Raw genomic sequence first — 15,877 nt, forward strand, 5'->3', positions numbered from 1 at the left:
CAATAATTAAAACGGTCGTTCGGTTTATAACAAGACAAATGAAGCCGCGCCACTCCGCCACTCGGCTAGTTCAGCAGCGACTTGAGCGGGAAGCCGGCATCGCCGAGCTCGCCGGGATCGAGCTTGATGCCGCGGCCGACCAGCCGCTTGCCGACATTGAAGGCGACCGGGCTGTTCACCGCGTCGAGCCCGACCAGCTCGCGCTCCCTGAGATAGAAGACCGAGAAGGCTCGGCTGTCGGGCGCGCCGCGCAGCACGATCTCGTCATGCCTGCCGGCTCCGAGCCCGACCGTCTGCAGCTTCAGGTCGAACTGGTCGGACCAGAACCAGGGCGGTTCGGGCGCCCCGGGCGCGCCGCCGCAAATGGTTCCGGCGGCGATGCGGGCCTGTTCCAGCGCGTTCGGCACGGATTCGAGCCGCACCCGCTCGCCGGCGAAGGGGCTGACGGCGCGCGCGCAGTCACCGATCGCATAGACGCCGGATGCGCTCGCGCGCATGGCCGCATCGACCAGGATGCCGTCCTCGACGGCGAGCCCCGCGCCTGCGGCGAGCTCCGTGTTCGGCACGGCGCCGATGCCGACCAGGACGTTGTCACAGGCAATGACCGCGCCGTCGGCGAGCCGCACGCCGGTGACCTGTCCGTTGCCCTGAAAGGCGACCGGGCGGGCGCCGAGGCGCAAATCGACGCCCGCGGCACGATGCACATCGGCATAGAAGGCCGAAACGATGGGACTGGTCACCCGCGCGAGGACCCGCTCGGCGGCCTCCAGCACCGTCACGGCCAGACCGAGCTTGACCGCGATGGCAGCGACTTCGAGCCCGACATAGCCCGCGCCGAGGATGACGAGGCGCGCGCCCGGGCGGATGCCGGGCCGCAGCCGCTCGACATCGGCGATCCCGCGCAGATGATGGATGCCGGCGAGCCCGGCCCCGGGCAGGTCCAGGCGGCGCGGACGGGCGCCGGTCGCCAGCACCAGATGGGAAAAGCGATGCGTCGTGCCGTCGGTGGTCGTGATGGTCCGCGCGCCGGTGTCGAGCGCTCCTATGGCCGTCGCCAGGTGCAGGCCGATGCCGACCTCGCGATATTGCGCCTCCCCGCGCAGGAACAGCCGCTCGGCCGCGAGCTCACCGGCGAGAAAGCCTTTCGACAGGGGCGGCCGCTGATAGGGCGGGAAGGCCTCGTCGCCGAACAGCATCACCTCGCCGGCAAAACCGAGCGCGCGCAGCCGCAGGGCGCATTCGCTGCCCGCCTGGCCTGCTCCGACGATGATGGCCCTGCCGGTCATGACACCCCCTTCCCGGCCTGCTTTGATCTACGGCAATTAATAAGACATATGTCCGGTTTATTTTATTAGCCGACGCGCGTCAAGCCGAAGCGGCCGACAGGCTCTTCGGCGGTCGAGCGTGCGCGGCTGGAACCGCCAGAGAAGGAGTCGTGGCAGTTCGGCTGCGCAGGAAGCGCGGCGCAGAGCCTCGAACCAGGGCCGGCCGGCGCTGGGGCGCGGACCGGCCGGGACTGATCGCGCCTTAGAGGATCTTGCCCGGATTGAGCAGGCCTTGCGGATCGAAGGCCGCCTTCAGCCGCCGCATCGCGTCGAGCTCGGCCGTGCTGCGCATGCGCCGGAGCGCCGCCCGCTTGATCGCGCCGATGCCGTGCTCCGCGCTGACCGTGCCGCCGAGGCCGAGCGCAACCGTTTCGATCGCTTGCGTGAGGTCGGCCCAGCGCGCCTTGAAGGCCGCGGCCGGCATGCCTTCCGGCGGCAGGACGTTGAAGTGGATGTTGCCGTCGCCGACATGGCCGAAGGGCACGGGACGGCAGCCCGGCGCCAGCGCCGCGACCGCCGCGGCCGACCGGACGACGAAGGTCCCGATCGCCGGCACCGGCACGGCGACATCGTTCTTCAGGCTGCCCGGCGTCTCGATCATGGCGAGGGCAATGCCCTCGCGGATCGTCCACAGGGCCTGCCGCTGCGCCTCCGAGGCGGCGATCGTGCCGTCCTGGGCGATCCCGTCCTCGATCGCCGACGACGAAAAGGCCTCCATCGCGCCGGCAAGGTCGAAATGGGGGCTGGCGCTGTCCGCCTCGATCAGCACGGCCCAGGGCGTTTCGGTCGGAAACGGCTCGCGCCTGCTGCCGATATGGGAAAAATGCAGGTCGAGCCCCGCGCGCGGGATCAGCTCGAAGGCCGTGACGGCCTCGCCGAAGCCGGCGCGGGCCCGGGTGAACAGGGTGAGCACGGCGTCGAGCGTCGCAAGGCCGAGACAGGCAGTGACGCGCACGGCCGGCCGGGGCCTCAGCTTCAGCGCCGCGGCGGTGATCAGGCCGAGCGTGCCCTCGGCGCCGAGCAAGAGCTGCTTCAGGTCGTAGCCGGCATTGTTCTTGCGCAGCGGTGCGAGCTGGCTGAGCACCTCGCCATCGGCGAGCACCGCCTCCAGGCCCAGCACCTGCTCGCGCGCCATGCCGTAGCGCAGCACATTGTTGCCGCCGGCATTGGTCGAGAGATTGCCGCCGATCTGGCTGGAGAGCCCGCCATGGTCGAGCCCGATCAGCCGGTCCGCCGCAGCGGCGGCTTCGCGCGCATCGTGGAGCGTGCAGCCGGCCTCGACGATCATGATGTCGCCGACCGGATCGATGCTGCGGATGGCCCGCATCCGCTCGAAGGACACGACCACGGCCGGACGGTCGGACGGCGGCGCCGCGCCGCCCGCAAGTCCGGTGCCGCCGCCGCGGGGCACCATGGCGATGCCCGCTTCCGCGCAGGCCCTGACGACGGCCGCGGTCTCCGCCGCGGTACGCGGCCGCACGATGCAGACGATCTCTCCCTGCGTCGTCAGCGCGAGATCGCCGCGATAGCCGGCGACATCGGCCGCCGTGTCGACGAGGCCGGTCTCGCCGACGAGCGCGCGCAGCCGGGCCTTGAGGCCCGCCGTCATCGCGATGCCAAGGCGTCGCGCAGGCCGTTCAGCACGGCATCGGTATCCGCCTGACTGCCGATCGTGATGCGCAGCGCCCCCTCGGTCCCCGGCCAGGGGAAGGGCAGCACGAAGACGTTGCGCTCCGCCAGCGCCGCCGCGAGCCTTGCCGGCGCGGGCGTCAGCACGCTGACGAAATTGGCGGCGCTCGGCAGCGGCTTGAGGCCGAGCTCGGCAAGGCCGCGGCTCAGCCGCTGCCGCTCCGCCGCGGTATGGTCGAGCAGGCGGGCAAGGTGATCGGTCTCGCCGAGCGCGGTACGCGCGGCGGCGAGCGCCACCGCATTGACGCTGAAATTGACACGGATCTTGCGGTAGGCGTCGGCGAGCGCCCGGTCCGAGGTGATGCCATAGCCGACGCGCGCGCCGGCCAGGCCATAGGCCTTGGAGAAGCTGCGCGTGACGATCCACGGGCCTCGCCGGCGGGCGATCAGCGGCAGGCTTTCAGCCGCGCCGGCATGCCGGCCGAACTCGTAATAGGCCTCGTCGAAATGCAGGAGCAGATGATCCGGCAGGGCCCGCACCAGATGCTCGATCTCGCCTGCGCCCATCAGGCCGCCGGTCGGATTGTGCGGCGTCGCCACGAAGACCAGCCGCGTCCTGTCGGTGACGGCCGCCAGCGTCGCCGCCACGTCGACGACGCCGTCGGCACGGACCGGCGCGCCGACATGGGTCGCGCCGCGCAGGCTGATGGTCTTGGCATAGGTCGGAAAGCCGGGCACCGGCGCCACCGCCTCGTCGCCCGGGTCGAGCGCGATGTCGGCACTGGCATAGAGCAGTTCGTTCGAGCCCGAACCGATGACGATCGTCTCGGCGGGCGCGCCGGTGCGCCGGGCAAGCTCGGCGATCAGCTCGGCGCCATCGTGGTCGGGATAGCGGTTGAGCCCGGCCGCGGCCTGCTGCATCGCCGCGATCACCGCGGGGGCCGGCGGAAACGGCGCCTCGTTGAGATGGAGGCTGCGCACCGGCAGGCTCTCGCCGCGGTCGGGCGGGGTCGCCGCGGGCGGCACGATCGCCAGCCGGCGGATGCGCGGCACGATCACTTCGTCAGCCGTTGATTTAGGCATGGGACCAGTCGTTCGGATCGTTGCTGTTGTTCGGGGAGAGGCCGAGAATGTCGCCGTCGGTGGTGATGCCGAGCCCCGTCACCGTGCGGTTGGCATAGTTGAAATAGGCGGCGACCTGATTGATCTCGAGGATGCGGCCGTCGTCGACGCCATGGCTGCGCATCGCCTCGACGCAAGCCTTCACCGTCTCCCGCTCGCGTGGACGCAGCGTCAGCGTCTCGGCATAGCGCAGGCCCGCAGCCTCGGCGGCGGTGAAGGTTTCGTCATAGGCGCCCGCCGCAAGAGCGCGGCGGATCGCCGCCGCGCGGTCGTCGTCGCGCAGCAGCCGCTTCAGGCCGGCGAAATGATGCTCGACGCAATAGTCGCAGGCATTGAGGCTGCTGACCAGCACGCCGATCGTCTCCAGGAACCATTTGGGCGTGGTGTTGGAGGCGTGGTGCAGCACGTATTTGTAGAGGGCCATGTGGCCCTCCATGCTGTGCGGTCGCAGGCTGTGCGCCAGCATGATGTTGTCGACATTGTCGTCCGGGCCCTTGACCCGGTCATACAGCGTCTTCAGCCGGCCTTCGGCCTCGCCATAGGGGATGTGCCTGATCCACATGGTCCTGAATGTCCCTCGAGGTCGCCCGCAGCCGTCAGGCCAGAGCCGTCCGGATCAGCGGCGTGCCGGCAAGATCGGACAGCGCCCCCGCCGCGATCAGCCGTTTCGCCGCGGCGATGTCGGGCGCGAAATAGCGGTCCTGGTCGAGCCGCGCGACCTCGCGCCGGAGCCGGCCGATCGCCGCGCCCAGCGCGGGCGCGGGTTCGAGCGGGCGATGGAACTCGACGCCCTGCGCGGCGGCCAGCCATTCCAGCGCCAGGATGCCATTGAGGTTCTCGGTCATCTGCGCCAGGCGATAGGCGCCGTGGCAGGCCATGGAGACATGGTCTTCCTGGTTGGCCGAGGTCGGGATCGAATCGACGGAAGCCGGATGGGCGAGCATCTTGTTCTCGCTGGTCAGCGCGGCGGCCGTGACCTGGGCGATCATGAAGCCCGAATTCAGGCCCGAATTCTCGACCAGGAAAGCCGGCAGGCCGGACAGCGATACGTCGAGCAGCATGGCCTGCCGGCGCTCGGACAGGGAGCCGATCTCGCAGACCGCGAGTGCGATGATGTCGGCCGCGAAGGCCACCGGCTCGGCATGGAAGTTGCCGCCCGAGAGCACTTCGCGCTCGGCCGGAAACACCACCGGATTGTCGCTCACCGCATTGGCCTCGATCTCGAGCACGGTCGCGGCATGACGCAGGCTGTCGAGGCACGCGCCCATCACCTGCGGCTGGCAGCGCATGCAATAGGGGTCCTGCACCTTCAGCTGCGCCCGGTGCGCCTCGCGGATCGCGCTGTCGGCGACGAGCCTGCGATAGACCGCCGCGACGTCCTGCTGGCCGGGATGGCGGCGCACCGCCTGGATGCGGGCGTCGAAAGGCGTGTCGTTGCCGCGGCAGGCTTCGAGCGACAGCGCGCCGGCGACGAGGCCGCTGCGCAGCAGGTCCTCGGCCGCGAACAGGCCGGCCAGCGCGAGGGCGGTCGAGACCTGCGTGCCGTTGATCAGCGCGACGCCTTCCTTCGGCCCGAAGCGCATGGGGCTCAAGCCCGCATGGCGCAGCCCTTCCGCAGCCGGAAGCAGCCTGCCCTCGAACCTGACCTCGCCCATGCCCATCAGCGCCGCCGCCATGTGCGACAGCGGCGCGAGATCGCCGGAGGCGCCGACCGACCCCTTGGCGGGAATGCAGGGATAGACGCCAGCATTGGCGAGCGCGAGGAGCGCCTCCACCACCTGCCAGCGCACGCCGGAATGGCCCTGCGCGAGCGCGGTCGCCTTCATCACCAGGATGAGGCGCACGAGGTCGTCGCTCAAGGGTTCGCCGGTACCGGCGCTGTGGGAGAAGATCAAGTTGCGCTGCAGGTCTTCGAGCTGGTCGTCGGCGATGCGCACCGCCGCGAGCTTGCCGAAGCCGGTATTGACCGCATAGATCGGCCGGCCCGCGCCGATGAGGTCCAGGATCGCCGCGTGCGAGGCCTCGACGGTCGCGCGGGCGCCAGCGGAAAGACGCACCGTGCAGGGCGCCTTCAGAATGCGCCGCCAGATGTCGAGCGGCACCGCGCCCGGCTCGATCGTCAGATCCGCCGTCCGGCTGGATTGCTGTTCCATGTCTTATTCCTTCCTTCAGCCCAGCAGCAGCGCGTCGTCGCTCAGCTCCTCGCCCTGGTCGCGCTTGAACAGCGCGAGAAGGTCGGAGACCTGCATGGCGGCGCGCTCGGCGCCTGCGGCGTCAAAGATCACCTGGCCGCGGTGGAACATCACGGTGCGGTCGCCATAGTGCAGCGCCTGCGCCATCGAATGGGTCACCATGACCGAGGTCAGGCGCAGCTCGGCCACGATCTTGCGCGTCAGCTCCATCACGAAATCGGCGGTCTTCGGGTCGAGCGCCGCGGTGTGCTCGTCGAGCAGCAGCACGCGCGTCTCACCCGATGTCGCCATCAGCAGGCTTACCGCCTGGCGCTGGCCGCCGGAGAGGAGGCTGACCTTGTCGTCGAGCCGGTTTTCGAGGCCGAGCTTGAGCAGCGCCAGCCGCTCGCGCGCGTCCTTGCGGATCGTATTGTCGATGGCGAGACGGAAGCCGCGCGGATGCGTGCGGCCATGGGCGAGCGCGAAGTTTTCGAGGATGGTGAGATCCTCGCAGGTGCCCATCTTGGGATCCTGGAACACCCGCGAGATCAGCCGCGAGCGCCGGTAGATCGGCCAGTCGGTCACGTTGTTGCCGTCGACCGACACCGAACCGCGATCCGGCCTGACAAGACCGGCGATCGCATTGAGGAAGGTCGACTTGCCCGCGCCGTTGGTGCCGATGATGGCGAGGAACTGGCCTTGCGGCACGGCGAGGCTGACCCCGCGCAGCGCGGTCGATTCGAGCGGCGTGCCCTTGCCGAAAGTAACGCTGATGTCGCTGACGTCGATCATGCTGCCTTCCTCCGGATGAGGCGGCTCACGCCGGCCCGCGACCCCTGGCTGATCAGCGTCACGACGACGAGGACGGCTGTGACGAACTGCACGTCCGAGGCCTTGAGGCCGAGGAATTCAGCATTCAGCGAGAAGGCGACCGCGAAGCGGTAAAGCAGCGCGCCGACAAGGCAGGCGAGCGTCGCCTGCGCCATGGACCGCACCGGCAGCAGCGACATGCCGACGATGACCGAGGCGAGGCCGATGATGATGACGCCGATGCCCATATAGGCGTCGGCAGCGCCGAAGCTCTGCGCGAACATGGCCCCGGCAAGCGCGGTGAGGCCGTTGGCCATGCCGAGCCCCAGAAGCTTCATGCGGCCGACATTGACGCCATTGGCCGCCGCCATGGCGGGATTGGCGCCGGCCGCCCGCATGTTCATGCCGATGCCGGTCCTCAGGAACAGGTCGAGCGTGAGCTTCAGCGCGCCGACGATCGCTCCGACCAGCAGCGGGGTCAGCACATAGGGCGGCAGGCCGAAGCCCTGCGCCACCGAGAAGATGGTGTTCGCGCCGAGCAGCGGCTTGTTCGGTCCGCCCATGATCCTGAGATTGATCGAATAGAGCGAGATCGAGATCAGGATGCCCGAGAGGATGTGCAGGATGTTGAAGCGCACATTGAGATAGGCCGTGACGAAGCCGGCGCAGAACCCGGCGGCGGCGGCGACCAGTGTCGCGACCCACGGATTCCAGCCGAAATTGACGATCAGCACGGCGACGACGGCTGCGCCGAGCGGAAAGCTGCCCTCGACCGTCAGATCGGGAAAGTCCAGGATCTTGAAGGTGATGAAGGCGCCGAGCGCGACCAGGCCGAAGATCAGTCCGACCTCGACTGTGCCGAGAAGTTCATAAAGCGACATGAGCAGTTCGTCTTTCGTCACGGGAATGGCCGGCGGCGAGGATCGCGGCCGCGGCGGCAGGCAGCGCCGGCCGCCCTCGCATCGGGTCAGCCGACCGTCCGGGTCGCCTTGCGCAGCACCGCTTCGGGCAAGGTGACGCCCATCGCCTGGGCGGCGCGCCGGTTCACCACGACGACCAGGTTCGGCATGGTCTGGTAGGCGACGACCGCATCGACATCACCCGGCTTCGCGCCGCCGAGGATGGCCGCGGCCATCCGGCCGGCGGCCTTGCCGACCTCGACATAATCGAGACCGACGGAAGCGAGGGCACCGCGGTCGACCGCGCGGGTCTCGCCGGCAAAGACCGGGATGCGCGTCTCCTGGCCGATCTTCACCACCGTCTCGAGCGCGGCGACGACGGTGGTATCGTTCGGCACATAGATCGCGTCGACCGAACCGACCAGCTTGCGGGTCGCCGGAATGACCTCGTTGGTCGTGGGTGCGGCCGCCTCGGTGACGGTGACGCCGAGCTTGGCGCCCTCGGCGCGCAGGTGCTCGAGCGTCGCATTCGAGCTGTCGAGCCCCGGATTGTAGACGAAGCCGAGCTTCTTCAGGTTCGGCAGGATCTCGCGGAACAGGGCGAGCTGGGCGGTGAGCGGCGGCGCGTCCGACACGCCGGTAATGTTGCCGCCCGGCGCATTGAAGCGGGCGATGAGCTTCGCCTTGATCGGATCGGTCACCGCGGCGAAGACGATCGGGATCGACGAGGTCGCGCTGATCATCGCCTGCGCGGTCGGCGTCGTGATGGCGACGATCAGGTCGGCGCCGTCGCCGACGAACTTGCGGGCGATCTGCTGCTGGGTCGACGCATTGCCGTTGGCGGTGAGATATTCGACCTTGATGTCCCGGCCGTCGACGAAGCCGCGCTCCGCGAGCCCCTGGATGACGCCGTCCTTGGTCTCGATCAGTTGCGGCACCTCGACGATCGTCGAGATCATCACGCGCTTCGGCGCCGCCTGTGCCGCCCGCCCGGCGAAGCCGGTCAGCGCCCAGGCCATGAGACCGACGCGCATCCGCGCGTCCACCATGAATTCGCTCATCTCTTCCTCCCGCCTCGGTGATCTCTTGAGGCCATGCTCACCGGCTCTGGTTATTTTTCTTGTTGCCAATATGTGAGCGCGATGCTCATGATATGAGCAATGAGCAAAGCACCTGTCAATATCGAGACTGAAGATGGATCCTCCGCCGCGGCCGGCGCCGCGGGGGTAGGCCTCCTCAAGAAAGCCCTCCAGATCCTCGACCTGTTCACGGAAGAGCGACCGAACTGGACCCAGGCGGACCTGGCGCGCGAGACCAAGCTCGCGCGCTCGACACTCGGCCGGCTGGTCCGTTTCCTGTCGGCCGCCGGCTATCTGATGGAGCAGCGCGGGCGCTATACGCTCGGCTTCGCCGCCATCGATCTCGGCCGCCGGGCGCAACTCCAGTTCGACCTGGTGGGCCTGTGCCAGAGCCTTCTGGAAGACCTCGCCCAGGCGACGGCCGAAACGGTGATCCTCACGGGCTACGACGAGATCCATGCGAGCGTCGTCTGCCTCGCCCAGATCCCGAGCCGGCAGGGTGGCCTGCGCGTGTTCGAAAATATCGGCACCGCCTATCCGCTGCATTCCGGCGCGACCGCCAAGGCAGTGCTGGCCTTTCTCGCGCAGCAGCAGATCGACAGCATCCTCCGCGGCGACCTGACCGGGGTCAATCCGGCGACGACGATGAGCGCCGACGCCCTGCGCCGGCAGATCGAGGAAGTGCGCGCGGCCGGCTTCGTCGTCACCTACGAGGAAACCTATCCGGGCGTCGTCGGCATCGCCGTGCCAGTGCTGACGCCCCGACGGCAACCGCTCGGATCAATCGCCATCGCCGCGCCGATCCAGCGGATGGACCAGGCCAGGATCGATGCCTACGCAAAGCTCCTCGTCGATGTCGGCCGGCGCAGCGCAGCGCGCGTCGCGGGCGACGCCAAGGGGGGAGAATGATGACTTCGGCCACCATGCGCGCCTGGCGCTCGACCACGCCGGGACTTGACAATCTCGCGCTCGTCACGGTGCCGCGGCCCGAATTCGGAGCCGGCGAAGCGCTGGTCCGGGTCGAGAGTGCGGCGCTGAACTTTTCCGATCTGCTGATGATCGACGACCGCTATCAGGTGCGCCCGCCGCGGCCGTTCACGCCGGGCCAGGAGCTCGGCGGCACGGTGGTCGCGGCCGGGCCCGACAGCGGTCTCGCGCCTGGCGACCGGGTCGCCAGCAAGGTCCTCTGGGGCGGCTTTGCCGAATATGCGGCAGTGCGCGGCGACATGGCGATCCGCGTGCCCGACGGGGTCGCCACCGCAACGGCCACCGCGCTGCCCGTCGTCTACACGACCGCCATGGTGGCCCTGACCGAAAGCACCGCCGTCAAGCCGGGCGAGACGGTGCTCGTGCTCGCCGCCGCCGGCGGTGTCGGCCTCGCCGCCGTCGAGATCGCCCGCGATCTGGGCGCGCGCGTCATCGCGGCGGCCGGCGGCGACGACAAATGCGCCCTCGCCCGCCGCCACGGCGCGCATGAGGCGATCGACTACCGCCGCGAGGGCTGGGGCGCCGAGGTCAAGGCGCTCACCGGCGGCCGTGGCGCCGACGTCATCGTCGACCCGGTCGGCGGCGAAGCGACCCGCGAGGCGATGCGCGTGCTCGCCTGGGAGGGCCGCCTCATGATCGTCGGCTTCGCCTCGGGCGACATTCCGCAGATCCGCGCCAACCATCTCCTGCTGAAGCGGGCGACGGCGGTTGGCGTCTACTGGAACCACGACCATGACGGCGCCATGCTGGCGCGCGTCGCCGGACGCCTCGCTGGCATGCTCGGCAGCGGCGCGATCCGCCCGCATATCGGCGGGACCTTCGCCTTCGATGCCTTGCCTGACGCGCTCAAGTGCCTTGCCGGCCGCGGCAGCGCGGGCAAGCTCGTCCTCAACCTCGTCGAGGAGACAGCGCCATGATCCCGTCCCTGCCCAAGGGGCTGCTTGCCGGCCAGCGCGTGCTCGACCTCACCCGCGTCATGTCCGGTCCGTTCTGCACCGCCATGCTCGCCGATCTCGGCGCCGAGGTGATCAAGGTCGAAATGCCCGGCTTCGGCGACGAGGGCCGGCATTTCGCGCCGCATGTCAACGGCGAGAGCACCTACTTCGCCCTGCTCAACCGGGGCAAGCGCAGCATCACCATCAACATGAAATCGCCTGACGGCATCGCGCTCGTCCGCGACCTCGCGCGCCAGGCCGACATTCTCGTCGAGAATTTCCGCCCCGGCGTGATGGAACGCCTCGGCCTCGGCCACGAGGTGCTGCAGGCGGACAATCCGAAGCTGATCTATGCCTCGATCTCCGGCTTCGGCCAGGAGGGTCCGCTCGCCGACCTGCCGGCCTTCGACCTGGTGATCCAAGCGATGAGCGGCCTGATGAGCGTGACCGGCGAGGCCGGCGGCCGGGCGACCGCGGTCGGCGAAAGCGTCGCCGACATCACCACCGGCATGTTCGCCGCCTGGGGCATCGCCGCCGCGCTCTATGACCGCGAGCGCACCGGCATCGGCCGGCGCCTGGAAGTGGCCATGCTCGATTCGGTCTTCTCCATGCTGCTGACCAATCTGTCGCGGCGCCTGTTCACCGATCAGCCGACACGGCGCGTCGGCAACCGGCACCCGGAGACCTATCCCGTCGACAGCTTTGCGACGAAGACCGGCGACATCGTGCTCGTCGGCTTTTCCGAAGCGATCGTGAAGCGCATCTTCGAAGCGATCGGCCAGCCCGAACTCAGCGCCGATCCGCGCTTCAAGACCAATCGCGACCGCAACGTCCATGAAGCCGAACTGCGCGCCATCCTCGCCGGCTGGGCCGCCGGCCTCACCCAGGACGAGGCGCTCGAGCGGCTGCGCGCCGCCGACGTGCCAGCGGCTCCGGTCTGGACCCTGGACGACGTGCTCGCCAGCGATCATGTCGGCGCGCGCGGCCTCCTGGTGCCCGGCACCAATGCCAAGCTCGGCGACATCCAGTTCGCGCCGCAGCCGGTCCGCTTCGCCGGCGCGCCGGCACCTGGCCCGATGCGCGCGCCAACCCTCGGCGAGGACACCGAGCAGGTTCTGCGCGACGAACTCGGCCTCGACGACACCCGAATTGCCGGCCTCAAGGCGGCGAAGATCATCTGAAAGACCGACCATGCTGCGCCAGAACGATCGCATCATCCGCGCCCCGCGCGGCCCCGAACTGGTCACCGGAAGCTGGCAGACCGAAGGTCCGCTGCGCCTCCTCATGAACAATCTCGATCCCGACGTGGCGGAACGCCCCGGCGACCTCGTGGTCTATGGCGGCATCGGCCGGGCCGCCCGCAGCTGGGACGCCTTCGACCGCATCGTCCACGTGCTGAAGCGGCTCGATCAGAACCAGACGCTGCTCGTCCAGTCGGGCAAGCCGGTCGGCGTCTTCCCGACCCATGCCGGCGCGCCGCGGGTGATCATCGCCAACGGCAATCTGGTGCCGAAATGGTCGACCTGGGAACATTTCAACGCGCTCGATCGCAAGGGCCTGATGATGTACGGCCAGATGACCGCGGGGTCCTGGATCTATATCGGCAGCCAGGGCATCGTGCAGGGCACGTTCGAGACCTTTTCGGAAATCGGCCGCCGGCATTTCGGCGGCAGCCTCGCCGGCCGCTGGTTCCTGACCGCCGGCCTCGGCGGCATGGGCGGTGCCCAGCCGCTCGCCGCCACCATGGCCGGAGCTTCGATCATCGTGGTCGAGTGCCAGCCGAGCCGCATCGAGTTCCGCAAGCGCACCGGCTATCTCGACCGTTCGGCGGCGACCCTCGACGAGGCGCTGGCGATGATCGACGAGGCGAAAAGGACCGGCAAGCCGGTCTCGGTCGGCCTCCTCGGCAACGCGGCCGAGGTCTTCAAGCAGGTGCTCGACCGCGGCCTCGTGCCCGACGTCGTCACCGACCAGACCTCGGCCCATGATCCCGCCCACGGCTACCTGCCGCTCGGCTGGACGCTGGAACAATGGACCGAGCGCCAGGAGCGCGACCCGGAAGGCACCGCCGAGGCGGCGAAGGAAGCGATGGCCGAGCAGGTGCGCGCCATCCTCGCCTTCAAGGCCAAGGGCGCGATCACCATCGACTACGGCAACAATATCCGCGCCATGGCGAAGGAGAAGGGCGTCGCCAATGCCTTCGACTATCCAGGCTTCGTCGAGGCCTATGTCCGGCCGCTGTTCTGCGTCGGCAAGGGGCCGTTCCGCTGGGTGGCGCTCTCGGGCGATCCGGAAGACATCTACAAGACCGACGCGAAAGTGCTGGAGCTGATCCCCGACGATCCCTTCCTGCACCAGTGGCTGATGAAGGCCCGTTCGCACATCAAGTTCCAGGGCCTGCCCTCGCGCATCTGCTGGCTCGGCCTCGGCGACCGCCACCGCGTCGGCCTCGCCTTCAACGACATGGTGGCGCGCGGCGAATTGAAGGCGCCCGTCGTCATCGGCCGCGACCACATGGATTCGGGGTCCGTGGCCTCGCCCATGCGCGAGACCGAAGGCATGCTCGACGGCTCGGACGCGGTCTCCGACTGGCCGATCCTCAACGCCCTGCTGAATTCCGCCTGCGGCGCCACCTGGGTCTCGTTCCACCACGGCGGCGGCGTCGGCATGGGCTACTCCCAGCATTCGGGCATCGCGCTGATCGCCGACGGCACGCCGGAGGCGCGCGAAAAGATCGGCCGCATCCTCTGGAACGACCCTGCGACCGGCGTCATGCGCCATGCCGATGCCGGCTATGACGAGGCGATCGCCTGCGCCGTCAGGCATGGCCTCGACATGCCGAGCCTCGCGGCGACACGGGCGGCGTGAGGCGGGCGGGGATCGGCCGCTGCGGCCGTCGAATCGGCCCGCGCGCCTTCTCCTTGCGTCTGGCGGGGGCCGACGCCCGCCGGCGATCATCAGGAAAACACGATGGTCGGGCAACCCGTCGCTCTCGCCTGACGGCCGCCCGCCGGACGTTTCGCGCGGCGCCGGCCGCCCTCATGCCTCGTCTTGCACATATTGGGCAAGGCCGTCGCCGAACGACCAGTTCTCCGGCTTGACCTCGACGAGGTTGATGAAGACGTCCTGCGGCCGCAGCCCCGGATCGAGCGCCAGCTGCGCGACGATGGCGCGGTAGAGCGCCTTCTTCTGGGCGAGCGTGCGGGTATTGCTGACCGTCAGCTGGATGATGACGAGATCGTCGCTGCGGGCGATGCCGAGATAATAGGGGTCGTAGCTGAAATTGCCCTTGTCATATTCGTCGATCGTCATGAAGCGATCGTTTTCGGGCACGTCGAAGGTCTCCCTGAGCGCGGCATAGACGCCGTCGAGAATGGCCTTGCGGTGGGCGGACGACTTGCCCCGGCGAAGCGATATGCGTGCGAGCGGCATGGCCGGCTCCTCTGTCTCGTGGCTCGATGGAGCGACAATAGGCCGACCTTGATCATTTCAAAATCCCATGCATTCTTGTTTCAGTGATTTCACTATTGAATGGCTGGAGCGATGAAAGCCCTCGATGTCGAGGCCGTGCAGGCCTTCGTGCTGACCGCCGAACTGAAGAGCTTCACGCGCGCGGCCGAGGCCCTGGCGATGACGCAGTCCGCCGTCAGCCTGAAGATCAAGCGCCTGGAAGACGGGCTCGGCCGCCGGCTCCTGGAGCGCACGCCCCGCCAGGTGCGCCTTTCCGCCGATGGCGACCTGTTCCTGAAGCCTGCCCGCGACCTCGTCGCCGCGCACGAGGGCGCGATGGCATCGTTCGCCGGCGAGCGGCGGCGCCTCGTCGTCGGCCTCAGCCACCATGTCGTCGGTGCCGAACTTCCCGTGCTGCTCAAGCGCATGAGCGCGGCCGAGCCCGGCCTCATCCTGGAACTGCGCATCAACACCTCGCGCGAACTGCTCGACGACCTCGACAGCGGTCTGATCGACGCGGCGGTCGTGCTCGACAGCGACAGCCGGCGGCTCGACGGGGAACCCCTTGTCGACGAGGTCTTCGGCTGGATGGCGATGCCCGACTTCGAACAGCGCCCGGGCGAACCGCTGCGGCTTGCAACCCAGGCCGACAATTGCAGCGTGCGCGGCATGGCGGTCGGGGCGCTCGATGGCGCCGGCATTGCCTGGACCGAGGTTTTTGTCGGCGGCGGCATCCTGACGATCGGCGCCGCTGTCGCGGCCGGCCTCGCCATTGCCGCGCTCGGCCGCCGCGTCGCGCCGGCAGGAGCGGTCGACAGGGGGCCGGAGCTCGGCTTGCCGCCCCTGCCGACGCGTTCGGTGGTGCTGCATACGAGCCTGACCGATGCCCGGGCCCGGCGCGCCCTGCGCAACCTTTCCGCCGCGGTCCGGGCCAGCGCCGGATGAAAACGCCGCCCGCTGGACGAGACCGGGAAACTTCCGCACTCTCGGCGCGGCCGGCTGCGATCGGCGGCAGGGACGGAAAGACGCGCCATGAAGGTCATCGATCACGCAAAACAGCCGCTCGACACGTGGCGTGACGGGGTGATGACGCGGATGCGCGTATCGGCGACCGTCGGCGCCCGCCAGCTCTGCATTTTCGAGCAATATTGCGACCCCGGCCTCGGTGCGCCGGTTCACCTCCATGCGGTCGAGGAGGTGCTCGAAATCATCGCCGGCACCGCCGAGATCACCGTGCGCGATGCCACCGTCACCGTCGGTGCCGATCAGTCCGTGCTCATTCCTGCCGGCGCGCGCCACAGCTTCCGGAATGTCGGCCGGGACATCCTGCATGTCCGCGCCACCCTCGCCGCCCCGATCTTCGAGGCGAGCTATGCCGACCGCGACGAGATCGCACGCCGCTATGTGCCGGACGGGGCCTGAAGCCTCGTCTGCCGCCGACATGCCGCGCCGGCTCATTCCGACGGAGCG

The 15,877-nt window shown here is 69.0% G+C and carries 15 protein-coding genes; 6 read left to right on the top strand and 9 right to left on the bottom strand.

The window, feature by feature from the left end; all coding sequences use genetic code 11:
* Positions 1 to 65: 65 nt before the first annotated feature.
* The 8 genes from OZ671_RS18925 to OZ671_RS18960 all read right to left on the bottom strand — a co-directional run bounded on the left by OZ671_RS18925 (position 66) and on the right by OZ671_RS18960 (position 9,017).
* A complete protein-coding gene (locus OZ671_RS18925) occupies positions 66 to 1,286 on the bottom strand; it encodes an NAD(P)/FAD-dependent oxidoreductase (protein WP_268862186.1) in 1,221 nt (406 codons plus the stop codon).
* Positions 1,287 to 1,527: 241 nt separating this feature from the next.
* Positions 1,528 to 2,934, bottom strand: coding sequence for an FAD-binding oxidoreductase (locus OZ671_RS18930; protein WP_268862187.1), 1,407 nt, complete (start codon positions 2,932 to 2,934; stop codon positions 1,528 to 1,530).
* Positions 2,931 to 4,037: a pyridoxal phosphate-dependent aminotransferase gene (locus OZ671_RS18935; RefSeq protein ID WP_268862188.1), complete on the bottom strand. Its 1,107-nt coding sequence runs from the start codon at positions 4,035 to 4,037 to the stop codon at positions 2,931 to 2,933. Before OZ671_RS18935 ends, OZ671_RS18930 begins: the two co-directional genes overlap by 4 nt.
* Positions 4,030 to 4,638, bottom strand: a complete 609-nt coding sequence (locus tag OZ671_RS18940) for a carboxymuconolactone decarboxylase family protein (protein WP_268862189.1) — start codon at positions 4,636 to 4,638, stop codon at positions 4,030 to 4,032. The genes OZ671_RS18935 and OZ671_RS18940 overlap by 8 nt, the downstream gene beginning before the upstream one ends.
* A gap of 34 nt (positions 4,639 to 4,672) precedes the next feature.
* Positions 4,673 to 6,229 carry a histidine ammonia-lyase gene (hutH, locus tag OZ671_RS18945; protein ID WP_268862190.1) on the bottom strand — a complete coding sequence of 519 codons (1,557 nt, stop codon included), beginning with the start codon at positions 6,227 to 6,229 and terminating at the stop codon, positions 4,673 to 4,675.
* 15 nt (positions 6,230 to 6,244) lie between these two features.
* The gene (locus tag OZ671_RS18950) at positions 6,245 to 7,039 is read right to left on the bottom strand and encodes an ABC transporter ATP-binding protein (RefSeq protein ID WP_268862191.1); all 795 of its coding nucleotides are present in this window, start codon (positions 7,037 to 7,039) and stop codon (positions 6,245 to 6,247) included.
* Positions 7,036 to 7,938: an ABC transporter permease gene (locus tag OZ671_RS18955; RefSeq protein WP_268862192.1), complete on the bottom strand. Its 903-nt coding sequence runs from the start codon at positions 7,936 to 7,938 to the stop codon at positions 7,036 to 7,038. The genes OZ671_RS18950 and OZ671_RS18955 overlap by 4 nt, the downstream gene beginning before the upstream one ends.
* Positions 7,939 to 8,024: 86 nt before the next feature.
* Complete coding sequence (locus OZ671_RS18960; RefSeq protein ID WP_268862193.1) at positions 8,025 to 9,017, bottom strand: ABC transporter substrate-binding protein; 993 nt, start codon at positions 9,015 to 9,017, stop codon at positions 8,025 to 8,027.
* Between the two features lie 99 nt (positions 9,018 to 9,116).
* Here OZ671_RS18960 and OZ671_RS18965 point away from each other — a divergent pair, with 99 nt between their 5' ends.
* Genes OZ671_RS18965 through hutU form a run of 4 tightly spaced genes read left to right on the top strand, consistent with a single transcriptional unit; the run spans position 9,117 to position 13,825 of the window.
* Positions 9,117 to 9,944 carry an IclR family transcriptional regulator gene (locus OZ671_RS18965; RefSeq protein ID WP_268862194.1) on the top strand — a complete coding sequence of 276 codons (828 nt, stop codon included), beginning with the start codon at positions 9,117 to 9,119 and terminating at the stop codon, positions 9,942 to 9,944.
* Entirely contained in the window at positions 9,941 to 10,939 is a 999-nt protein-coding gene (locus OZ671_RS18970) for an NADPH:quinone oxidoreductase family protein (RefSeq protein WP_268862195.1), read from the top strand. Before OZ671_RS18965 ends, OZ671_RS18970 begins: the two co-directional genes overlap by 4 nt.
* Positions 10,936 to 12,138, top strand: a complete 1,203-nt coding sequence (locus tag OZ671_RS18975; RefSeq protein ID WP_268862196.1) for a CaiB/BaiF CoA transferase family protein — start codon at positions 10,936 to 10,938, stop codon at positions 12,136 to 12,138. Before OZ671_RS18970 ends, OZ671_RS18975 begins: the two co-directional genes overlap by 4 nt.
* A 10-nt stretch (positions 12,139 to 12,148) precedes the next feature.
* Complete coding sequence (hutU, locus tag OZ671_RS18980; protein WP_268862197.1) at positions 12,149 to 13,825, top strand: urocanate hydratase; 1,677 nt, start codon at positions 12,149 to 12,151, stop codon at positions 13,823 to 13,825.
* 171 nt (positions 13,826 to 13,996) lie between these two features.
* Here hutU and OZ671_RS18985 read toward each other — a convergent pair whose 3' ends face one another.
* Entirely contained in the window at positions 13,997 to 14,389 is a 393-nt protein-coding gene (locus OZ671_RS18985) for a tautomerase family protein (RefSeq protein WP_268862198.1), read from the bottom strand.
* Between the two features lie 111 nt (positions 14,390 to 14,500).
* Between OZ671_RS18985 and OZ671_RS18990 the strand changes: the two genes are divergently transcribed.
* The gene (locus OZ671_RS18990; protein WP_268862199.1) at positions 14,501 to 15,352 is read left to right on the top strand and encodes a LysR family transcriptional regulator; all 852 of its coding nucleotides are present in this window, start codon (positions 14,501 to 14,503) and stop codon (positions 15,350 to 15,352) included.
* Between the two features lie 87 nt (positions 15,353 to 15,439).
* Positions 15,440 to 15,829 (top strand): cupin domain-containing protein, encoded by a 390-nt coding sequence (locus OZ671_RS18995; RefSeq protein WP_268862200.1) that lies wholly within the window; start codon positions 15,440 to 15,442, stop codon positions 15,827 to 15,829.
* Positions 15,830 to 15,877 lie beyond the last annotated feature (48 nt).

The organism is Phreatobacter sp. AB_2022a (genome assembly GCF_026847585.1).
Lineage (GTDB): Bacteria > Pseudomonadota > Alphaproteobacteria > Rhizobiales > Phreatobacteraceae > Phreatobacter.

What these genes read in the sequence shown, in the direction of transcription:
- OZ671_RS18970 (WP_268862195.1), top strand. Translation starts at nt 9,941, where the DNA reads ATGATGACTTCGGCCACCATGCGCGCCTGGCGCTCGACCACGCCGGGA.
- hutH (WP_268862190.1), bottom strand. Translation starts at nt 6,229, where the DNA reads ATGGAACAGCAATCCAGCCGGACGGCGGATCTGACGATCGAGCCGGGC.
- OZ671_RS18975 (WP_268862196.1), top strand. Translation starts at nt 10,936, where the DNA reads ATGATCCCGTCCCTGCCCAAGGGGCTGCTTGCCGGCCAGCGCGTGCTC.
- OZ671_RS18985 (WP_268862198.1), bottom strand. Translation starts at nt 14,389, where the DNA reads ATGCCGCTCGCACGCATATCGCTTCGCCGGGGCAAGTCGTCCGCCCAC.
- OZ671_RS18990 (WP_268862199.1), top strand. Translation starts at nt 14,501, where the DNA reads ATGAAAGCCCTCGATGTCGAGGCCGTGCAGGCCTTCGTGCTGACCGCC.
- OZ671_RS18930 (WP_268862187.1), bottom strand. Translation starts at nt 2,934, where the DNA reads ATGACGGCGGGCCTCAAGGCCCGGCTGCGCGCGCTCGTCGGCGAGACC.
- OZ671_RS18995 (WP_268862200.1), top strand. Translation starts at nt 15,440, where the DNA reads ATGAAGGTCATCGATCACGCAAAACAGCCGCTCGACACGTGGCGTGAC.
- hutU (WP_268862197.1), top strand. Translation starts at nt 12,149, where the DNA reads ATGCTGCGCCAGAACGATCGCATCATCCGCGCCCCGCGCGGCCCCGAA.
- OZ671_RS18925 (WP_268862186.1), bottom strand. Translation starts at nt 1,286, where the DNA reads ATGACCGGCAGGGCCATCATCGTCGGAGCAGGCCAGGCGGGCAGCGAA.
- OZ671_RS18940 (WP_268862189.1), bottom strand. Translation starts at nt 4,638, where the DNA reads ATGTGGATCAGGCACATCCCCTATGGCGAGGCCGAAGGCCGGCTGAAG.
- OZ671_RS18965 (WP_268862194.1), top strand. Translation starts at nt 9,117, where the DNA reads ATGAGCAAAGCACCTGTCAATATCGAGACTGAAGATGGATCCTCCGCC.
- OZ671_RS18935 (WP_268862188.1), bottom strand. Translation starts at nt 4,037, where the DNA reads ATGCCTAAATCAACGGCTGACGAAGTGATCGTGCCGCGCATCCGCCGG.
- OZ671_RS18955 (WP_268862192.1), bottom strand. Translation starts at nt 7,938, where the DNA reads ATGTCGCTTTATGAACTTCTCGGCACAGTCGAGGTCGGACTGATCTTC.
- OZ671_RS18950 (WP_268862191.1), bottom strand. Translation starts at nt 7,039, where the DNA reads ATGATCGACGTCAGCGACATCAGCGTTACTTTCGGCAAGGGCACGCCG.
- OZ671_RS18960 (WP_268862193.1), bottom strand. Translation starts at nt 9,017, where the DNA reads ATGAGCGAATTCATGGTGGACGCGCGGATGCGCGTCGGTCTCATGGCC.